The 7,848-nt window shown below is 63.7% G+C and carries 8 protein-coding genes; 4 read left to right on the top strand and 4 right to left on the bottom strand.

What is annotated here, in order from left to right; all coding sequences use genetic code 11:
* The coding region (locus AB4Z38_RS25395) for an alcohol dehydrogenase catalytic domain-containing protein (RefSeq protein WP_441431917.1) at positions 1 to 323 on the bottom strand (323 nt) is incomplete at its 3' end.
* 346 nt (positions 324 to 669) lie between these two features.
* On the opposite strand from AB4Z38_RS25395, the gene AB4Z38_RS25390 reads away from it, so the two are divergent.
* The 3 genes from AB4Z38_RS25390 to AB4Z38_RS25380 are packed head-to-tail and all read left to right on the top strand — an operon-like array spanning position 670 to position 3,814.
* Positions 670 to 1,608 (top strand): ATP-binding cassette domain-containing protein, encoded by a 939-nt coding sequence (locus tag AB4Z38_RS25390; protein ID WP_441432285.1) that lies wholly within the window; start codon positions 670 to 672, stop codon positions 1,606 to 1,608.
* Complete coding sequence (locus tag AB4Z38_RS25385) at positions 1,605 to 2,714, top strand: ABC transporter permease (RefSeq protein ID WP_441432284.1); 1,110 nt, start codon at positions 1,605 to 1,607, stop codon at positions 2,712 to 2,714. The genes AB4Z38_RS25390 and AB4Z38_RS25385 overlap by 4 nt, the downstream gene beginning before the upstream one ends.
* Entirely contained in the window at positions 2,714 to 3,814 is a 1,101-nt protein-coding gene (locus tag AB4Z38_RS25380) for an ABC transporter permease (RefSeq protein ID WP_441432283.1), read from the top strand. The genes AB4Z38_RS25385 and AB4Z38_RS25380 overlap by 1 nt, the downstream gene beginning before the upstream one ends.
* Positions 3,815 to 4,324: 510 nt before the next feature.
* Here the strand turns inward: AB4Z38_RS25380 and AB4Z38_RS25375 are convergent.
* Positions 4,325 to 5,251: a LysR family transcriptional regulator gene (locus tag AB4Z38_RS25375; RefSeq protein WP_441432282.1), complete on the bottom strand. Its 927-nt coding sequence runs from the start codon at positions 5,249 to 5,251 to the stop codon at positions 4,325 to 4,327.
* Between the two features lie 63 nt (positions 5,252 to 5,314).
* On the opposite strand from AB4Z38_RS25375, the gene AB4Z38_RS25370 reads away from it, so the two are divergent.
* Positions 5,315 to 5,650 (top strand): muconolactone Delta-isomerase family protein, encoded by a 336-nt coding sequence (locus AB4Z38_RS25370; protein ID WP_441432281.1) that lies wholly within the window; start codon positions 5,315 to 5,317, stop codon positions 5,648 to 5,650.
* Between the two features lie 58 nt (positions 5,651 to 5,708).
* Here the strand turns inward: AB4Z38_RS25370 and AB4Z38_RS25365 are convergent, their stop codons facing one another.
* Together AB4Z38_RS25365 and glgX are read right to left on the bottom strand one after the other, a co-directional pair.
* Positions 5,709 to 5,975 (bottom strand): GlsB/YeaQ/YmgE family stress response membrane protein, encoded by a 267-nt coding sequence (locus tag AB4Z38_RS25365; RefSeq protein WP_441432280.1) that lies wholly within the window; start codon positions 5,973 to 5,975, stop codon positions 5,709 to 5,711.
* A gap of 67 nt (positions 5,976 to 6,042) precedes the next feature.
* A partial coding sequence (gene glgX, locus AB4Z38_RS25360; RefSeq protein ID WP_441432279.1) for a glycogen debranching protein GlgX occupies positions 6,043 to 7,848 on the bottom strand: 1,806 nt, incomplete at its 5' end.

Here is a 7,848-nt window from a genome sequence, read left to right as displayed (position 1 = left end):
GTCTCCCAACCGGTCCGGCAGAACTGGCAATCGCCACAAGCGGACCAGAGCCAGGCGTTGCCCACCAGGTCCCCGACCGCCAGGTCCGTGACACCCTCACCGAGGGCCACCACTTCACCCACCCCTTCATGTCCAGGCACGAACGGCGGTGAAGGCTTGACCGGCCAGTCCCCCTCAGCGGCGTGCAGGTCCGTGTGGCACACCCCCGTGGTCATCACCCGGACCAGCGCTTCCCCCCGGCCCGGAACAGGAATGGGAAGGGACTGGATCTGAAGGTCCTTGCCGAATTCAGTTACTACGGCTGCCTGCATTGTCGTCGTCATTGGCGAAATCCTTGCGTCGTTAAAGCGTGGAGCAAATGGAGCATGAAATTTTGGCGCCGGGGCCGAGACACAACCACCACGAGACCTCGTTGCGAGCAGGTCGATGGAGCGCTGGCTTCAGCCTAGGAGCGGGAGGGTTGCGAGCAGGTTGCAGCCTTGTGAGTCAGTTCACATGCACCTCCGCGCTCCACGTTCGGATTCCGCGCCTCGTCGAACTTCGATGGGTCAGCAGGACCGCTTGTATTTTGTTCGACACCGCCCCATCATGGAGCCGTGACGCCGCCAATTAAGTCTGCGCATCGGATCGCGACCGCGTTCCTCTCCCGCTGTTCAGGGAGGAAAACGCATGACCGAAACGGCCATTGAGCTCATAGGCGTCACGAAGCGATTCGGCTCGCTCACCGCCGTCGACGACCTCAGCCTGCAGGTTGAACGCGGGGAGATTTTCGGCCTTCTCGGGCCCAACGGCTCGGGCAAAACCACCGTCATCAACATGATCAGCGGCCTCAGCCGCCCAAGCTCCGGCGGGGTCAGGGTCCTGGGCATCGACCTGCTAAAGGATCCACGCGGGATCCGGCGTTCACTCGGGACAGTACCGCAGGAGAACGCCCTTTACGAGGAACTCACAGCTGAAGCCAACCTCCGGTTTCACGCCGATCTCTTCGACGTGCCCAAGCATGGTCTCGATAGGAAGATCACCTCGCTGCTCGAATTGGCGCAACTGGAGGAGCGCCGGAAGAGCCGCGTCGCCACGTTCTCCGGCGGCATGAAGCGAAGGCTGGCATTGGTCCGGGCCATGCTCCACGAACCGGAGTTGCTCTACTTCGACGAACCGACCCTCGGAGTCGACGTGCAGAGCAGGCATGCCCTCTGGGACCGGATCCTCGAGCTCAAGGATCACGGCACCACCGTACTCATCACCAGCAACTACCTTGAGGAAGCCAACGCCTTGTGCGATCGCTTGGCCATCATCGACCGCGGACGGCTGGTCGCGCTCGACTCGCCCTCAAAGCTAAGGCGCAGCTTCGGTGACACCGTGCTTGAAATGCGCACGCATCCGGCGCCTGGGGAGGACATCGTTCGAAAGGTCCTTGCGCTCCCCGGCGTTGTCTCGGCAGTTGCTTCCGACGGCTCGCTGAAGGTCACTGTGGAGGGCGGTGCCGACGTCACCGGCAAGGTCGTGACCGAAGTCGTCGGATACACGAGCCTGGAGGAGATCCAGAGCCGGGAACCAAGCCTCGACGAGGTCTTCCTGAGCCTGACAGGCAAGGAGCTCCGGGAATGAGCCTCCGGCATGACCTTCGCGTGATCCGGGCGGTGGCGACCACGGACATCAGGCTCACCCTTCGGGAGCCGCTCTTCGCGATCATCGGCGTCCTCATCCCCATCAACTTTTTGCTTCTCTTCCTGCTCTTCGCGATCAGCGGCGGCCAGGCGCCGATCGCCGTCGTGATGAATGACCACGGACCGCTCGCGGTACGCTTCGTTCAGGCCATGGACGGCGCGCATTCCTTTATCATCCACACCGCGACCCCGGCCGACGCGGAACGCGAGATCCGGGCGGGCAGCATCGTCGCCGTTGTGACCGTACCGCAGGATTTCGACGCCGCACTCGCCGCCGGAGCCCGGGTCGACGTCCCGGTGGAGGTCAACAACTTGAACGTCGACTTCACGAACGACATCCGGCGGGCCGTGCCCCTCTCGATAACATCCTTCTACGCCGACGCGTTCCCTGACCAGGTGGTCGTGAGTGCGCTCGAGTCCGATGTGCAGGCCCAGGACACCGGCTACATTCCGTACCTCGCCGTGAGCATCATGGTTGCCGGCCTGATGCTCGCGTCCCAACTGCAAGGCAGCGTCAATACCGCGCGGGACTACGAGCTCGGGACCATCAAGGAACTCGCACTGGCGCCTGTGAGCCGCTTGACCATCGGGGTGGGCAAGGTACTGGGAGCCGCAGTCCTCGCGGCGGCGTCCGCGCTGCTGCTACTTGCCGTCGTGGTCCTTTTTATCGGGGTCCATCCGCTCCATCCCCTCGAAGTATTGGGCTTCGGACTCCTGATCCTGGCGGCGTTCCTCGCCCTCGGCGTCCTCGTCGGGACTCTGGTTCGTCGGAGACAGCAGGCAATCCCCCTGTCCATCGCGGCCGTTCTTCCCCTGTTCTTCTTGAGCGGACCGTTCGGGCCGGCGAACTGGCTGGGCGCCATCCCCGGCGGGATCGCTGCGATATCGCCTCTCACGTATGCGATAGCCGCCTTCCAGCACGCCTTCCATGGTTACCAGACGGCTCCGCAAGGCCTGACTGTGGACGCCATCGTCCTGGGAGCCTTCAGCGTGGTGGCCGTGGGGTGCGCGGCATTCGTCTTCGGCCGGCGGGGGGCGAGGCACTGATGGCTGTCCGACGTGCCGTGCTCGCCATAGCGGCGAAAGACATCCAGACCTGGTTCCGGACGCCGTCCGCGATTCTGGCCAGCCTCCTGCCGCCCGTCGCCTTCCTGCTGATCATCTTCGTGGTGGCCGGGGCGGTCGGCCGGAATCCGGTCGCGCTGGTGGTTGAGGACAGCGGGCCGCAGGCGCAGCGACTCGTCTCGATCCTTGAGGACTCGGACGCGTTCCGCGTCCAGCGGGCGACTCCCGCTGAGGCCACTCACCTGCTGGACACGCTCCAGGTTGCGGCGGTCATTACCGTACCCGCCACGTTCGACGACGACTACCGGGCACAGCGGCCCGACCCCGTCAGCGTGCAGATCAACAACCTGAACCTCGACTTCACCAACGATCTGCGCCGCTCAGTTCCGGCTGCCATTACCAATTTTTATGCCGGCCAGCCGGACACTCCGATCAGGGTCGGCGTCGCCGAATCGGACCTGAGGCCGCACGACGTCGACCTGGTCCAGTTTCAGCTCGTGCCGATCCTCGTGCTCCTGCTCACGATCATGGGGATCGTCAACGGCGGGTTGGCCGCCGCCCGCGAGTTCGAAGACCTGACCATCAAGGCGCTGTTGCTCTCGCCGATCGGCCGCGGGTCGCTCATCGCCGGCAAGATCCTGGCGTGCTGGGTAACAACCATGCTCGTGGCGGCGGTGGTCCTGGGCCTGTCGTTCGCCTTTGGGGTCCTCCGGCCTGCCGGCTGGTATTGGTTGCCAGCGCTGGCCACGATCGGACTGATCGCGCTGGCGGCCGCTGGGCTCGGGACTGCTTTGGGAGGTGCGCTGCGGCGCTTCTCGGCCGTTGCCGGGGCTGGTATCAATCTGTCGATCTACCTGTTTTTCCTCAGCGGAGGAATCAGTGTTGCGGCGTTCTTGCCGGATTGGATCCAGGCCATAGCGCACTTCACGCCAACGTTTTACGGGGTGGACGCCTTGGAGGCCGCGATCTTCTACCAGTCGACCGACAACCTGGGCCGGGACCTCGCTGTGCTGCTGGCGACGGCCGCGGTCGGACTCGTTTTGGGGACCGTGTCTCTTCGACGGCGGCTGGTCGCTTACTAGCCTCCGTCCGTCTGCCATCCGCCCGTTCCCGCGACATTGACACGAAGCTGACAATAGAAAAGAAGATGCAATCCTTCTTACGACCGACTCCGGTAGAAGCGGTACCCCGGCTAGCTGTGGCCCTCGGCATCCCCAGAGACCGGTTGGTCTTCAAACGCGATGACCTGATGGGCCTTGCGGGCGGTGGCAACAAGGTGCGTAAGCGCGAGCCGCCGTCGCACGCCTCCTCGACGAGATGGGCTGTGCCAGCGGTGCGCTTCGCATTGATGAAGAGCAGGTCGGGGCCAGATACGAATACCTCACGGAGGCGGCACGAGAAGCTATAGATCTGACCGCTCGGATGGAAGGAATTATCCTCGATCCGACATACACCGGGCGCGCCATGGCTGGCTTAATCAGCGCAGCACGCCACGATCTTCTACCAGAAGGCACAGCGGTGTTTCTCCATACAGGCGGGCTGTCAGGCCTTTTCGGCAACGACCAAATCCAGTCCTAAAGCTGCGAAACCCATCACGCTTGCTTTCCAATGGTTGGGGGCCAGTGGGTTTCGGTCGGCGGCATTCGCCACCCGGCCGCCGAGGCGCCGTCGATCAACGTTCGGATCGCGCTTGTGACCATAGGCCGCGTGTCATCCGCGCGACGCAGCAGATCCCAAGCCCACAGCGGTACCGGGGACGTGACAGGCCGACGGGTCAACGTGGGTGGCATCGGCGCCGCATGACGCTTGGGCGACTGGAGCACTGGCCGCCTCAAACGGGCCACGTGCTCGAAGAATGCGGGTCCGGTAATGCCGCCGTCGTCGATGTGTGTGACGGACGCCCCACTGGCGTGGGCGAAGGCCAAGGCGTAGCGGTTCCACGAGTCCCAGGACGCTTCGTCGACATCGACGAGGGCCGTGAGTCCGGCTGCCGGCACACTGTCGTGACGAGCCGCGTGGTGCGTTCCTGGCATGACCGCTTGCAATCGCTCGTAATTTAAAGGCTCGGCGGCCAGGCCCTGCCGCACAACGTCGGCCTCCTCAATCCACGCGATGGCGAGATCGAGGCTGCCTTCGGCCACCCGCGCTGCCTGAGTGTGGGATGGCAGGACCCACTCGTCGAGACGGATACGAAGGTTGGGTAATGTCATGATCCCTGGGGGAATCCAACTGACATAGCCCAGCCGCAGCGGCAACTGTCGGTCGCCGTTTCGAGCCCGATCGAACGCTCGCGCGGCAGCGGCCAAGACCTCCCGGGCATCAGTCAGGAACTCGCTGCCGGCGGGCGTCAACTCGACGTGCCTGCGATCACGGATGAGGAGCCGAGTCCCGAGCTCGCGCTCGAGGTTGATGATCTGCTGGGAGAGCGACGGCCCCGCAATGTGAAGCCGCTCTGCGGCTCGACCGAAATGCAGCTCCTCGGCGACAGCGACGAAGTAGGTGAGCTGCCGGAGTTCCACGGGTTGATTGTACGCCGGGATGACCGGTGAGAGGCGGGGCCTACCAGTGTTCGGATACAAGTCGTGGACCGCAGACGGGCACTCGGGTTCACTCAAAGAATGGAATTCCTCACCACCCTCACCACGAACGTCCCACATGGAACGCCAGAATCGGTGGTCGACGCTACAAAGGATCGCGAGGCTATCCGCGCTGCCGAACTGGCGCAGATGGGCCACCTCCTGCGATTGTGGAGGCCGCCCACTGAGCAGGGCGAATGGCGCACCCTCGGCCTCTGGAGCGCCGACACAGAGGCCGCTCTCAAGGACATCCTGGCCTCGCTCCCGTTGCATGTGTGGATGACTGTCGAGATCACGCCACTGAATCCACACCCGAACGATCCCGTGGCGGCGAAGGCCTGACCAGCATCGGGGGTACAGGCGCTAGAAACGCGTACTCCACAGGTCCCTGCCTTCGCTCCTAGACCCTGCTTCGACGTCCTCTGACTGCGCCGAAGATCAGCAGCACGATGATGGCTCCCAGGATAGACAGCAGCCAGGTCCTCAGATCGAAGAAGTCTCCTAGTCCACCACCGAAAACGAGGGAACCGATCCAACCACCAAGAAACGCCCCGACAACTCCCAGAAGAAGGGTAAGCAGCAAGCCGCCGCCTTGCCTTCCAGGAAGAATGGCCTTTGCGATGGCCCCCGCGATCAGGCCGAGCAGAAGAAAAGCGAGAAATCCCACGGTGCATCTCCTTTGCAACGAAGACGAGCGCCAGTCCGGCGCCTCGCCTCTGAGTCAATCAGCATGCTTACTGACAGGCAAGGCCCCGATCAAGAAATGGCCAACCGTTCACGGAGTGTCCCGCTTGCTTGGCTGCAGCCCGGACGCCGGCTTCTTCGTCTTCTTCGGCTCCGGAACGGTAGGTGACGTGAGCGCCGCGGTTTCGGCGGTCGCCGTATGCGTCAGCGCTACGAGCGAGGCGGCCGACTTCGTCGTCGTGGGCGTTGAAGTAGAGCAGGAAATTGACGTCCGTAATGCGGCGCCCCTGGTTGTCCCGGCCGCGGATCCCGTCACCGTTGAGGAACACCCCCACCGAGCGGCCGAAGCCGCTGTCCCAGTCCGACGGCGTCATGGTRGTTCCGTCGACATCGAGCCAGACGATGTCCGGGAGCCTYTCGCCYTCACCGCGAAGCACCGGGCGTCCGTCGAAGAAACGGCTGCGCCGGAARGTGGGATGCTTGGCACGCAAAGCGCTGACCGCGGCCGTGAACTCCACGAGGGGCTGGTCCACGCTGTCCCAGTTGATCCACGTCAGCTCGGAGTCCTGGCAGTAGCCGTTGTTGTTGCCCCGCTGCGTCCGGCCCAGCTCGTCACCGTGCAGCAGCATCGGAACACCCTGGGACAGAAGCATGGAGGCGATGAAGTTCCGCTGCTGGCGGGCACGAAGACCCAGGACCTTCGGATCCTCCGTGGGCCCCTCGACRCCGCAGTTCCAGGAACGGTTATGGGACTCGCCGTCGTTGTTGCCYTCSCCGTTCGCCTCGTTGTGCTTCTCGTTGTASGACACCAGATCGGCCAGCGTGAACCCGTCGTGGGCCGTGACGAAGTTGATCGAAGCCACCGGGCGGCGCCCGGAATGCTCGTAAAGGTCCGCCGATCCGGTCAACCGCGAGGCGAACTCGCCCAGGGTGGAGGGCTCCCCGCGCCAGAAATCACGGACCGTGTCCCGGTACTGGCCGTTCCATTCCGTCCACTGCGGCGGGAAATTGCCCACCTGGTAGCCGCCCGGACCGACGTCCCACGGCTCGGCGATCAGCTTGACCTGCGAAACCACCGGATCCTGCTGGATCAGCTCGAAGAAGGTCGAGAGCTTGTCCACGTCATAGAACTCACGGGCCAGCGTGGACGCCAGGTCGAAGCGGAAACCRTCCACATGCATTTCGGTGACCCAGTAGCGCAGGGAATCCATCAGCAGCTGCAACGAATGCGGGCTGCGCACGTTCAGCGAGTTCCCGGTACCCGTGTAGTCCATGTAATGCTTCTCGTCACCATCCATCAGACGGTAATACGCGGCGTTATCGATCCCCTTGAAGGACAGCGTCGGGCCCAGGTGGTTTCCCTCGGCCGTGTGGTTGTACACGACGTCGAGAATGACCTCGATGCCGGCCCGGTGGAGGGAACGGACCATGGCCTTGAAGTCCTGGACCTGCTGGCCGGTATCGCCCTTGGAGCTGTAGCTGTTGTGCGGGGCAAAGAAACCGATCGTGTTGTAACCCCAGTAGTTGTTCAGCCCCTTGTCCTGCAGGATGCCATCGTTCGTGAACTGATGCACCGGCATAAGCTCGATCGCCGTGACCCCGAGCTTCTGCAGATGGGAAATCACCGCCGGATGGGCCACACCGGCGTACGTGCCACGCTGCTCTTCCGGAACCTCGGGGTGGAGCCGGGTCAGGCCCTTGACGTGCGCCTCATAGATCACGGACCGGTGGTACGGGATCCGCGGGAGGTGGTCACCGTCCCAGTCGAAGAACGGGTTGATGACCACACCCATCATCATGTGGGGCGCGGAATCCTTGTCGTTGCGGGAGTCCGGATCCCCCATGTTGTACGAGAA

The organism is Arthrobacter sp. 2RAF6 (genome assembly GCF_052115205.1).
Lineage (GTDB): Bacteria > Actinomycetota > Actinomycetes > Actinomycetales > Micrococcaceae > Arthrobacter.
This window is presented reverse-complemented; position numbering and strand designations above follow the sequence as displayed.

What these genes read in the sequence shown, in the direction of transcription:
- AB4Z38_RS25390 (WP_441432285.1), top strand. Translation starts at nt 670, where the DNA reads ATGACCGAAACGGCCATTGAGCTCATAGGCGTCACGAAGCGATTCGGC.
- AB4Z38_RS25385 (WP_441432284.1), top strand. Translation starts at nt 1,605, where the DNA reads ATGAGCCTCCGGCATGACCTTCGCGTGATCCGGGCGGTGGCGACCACG.
- AB4Z38_RS25380 (WP_441432283.1), top strand. Translation starts at nt 2,714, where the DNA reads ATGGCTGTCCGACGTGCCGTGCTCGCCATAGCGGCGAAAGACATCCAG.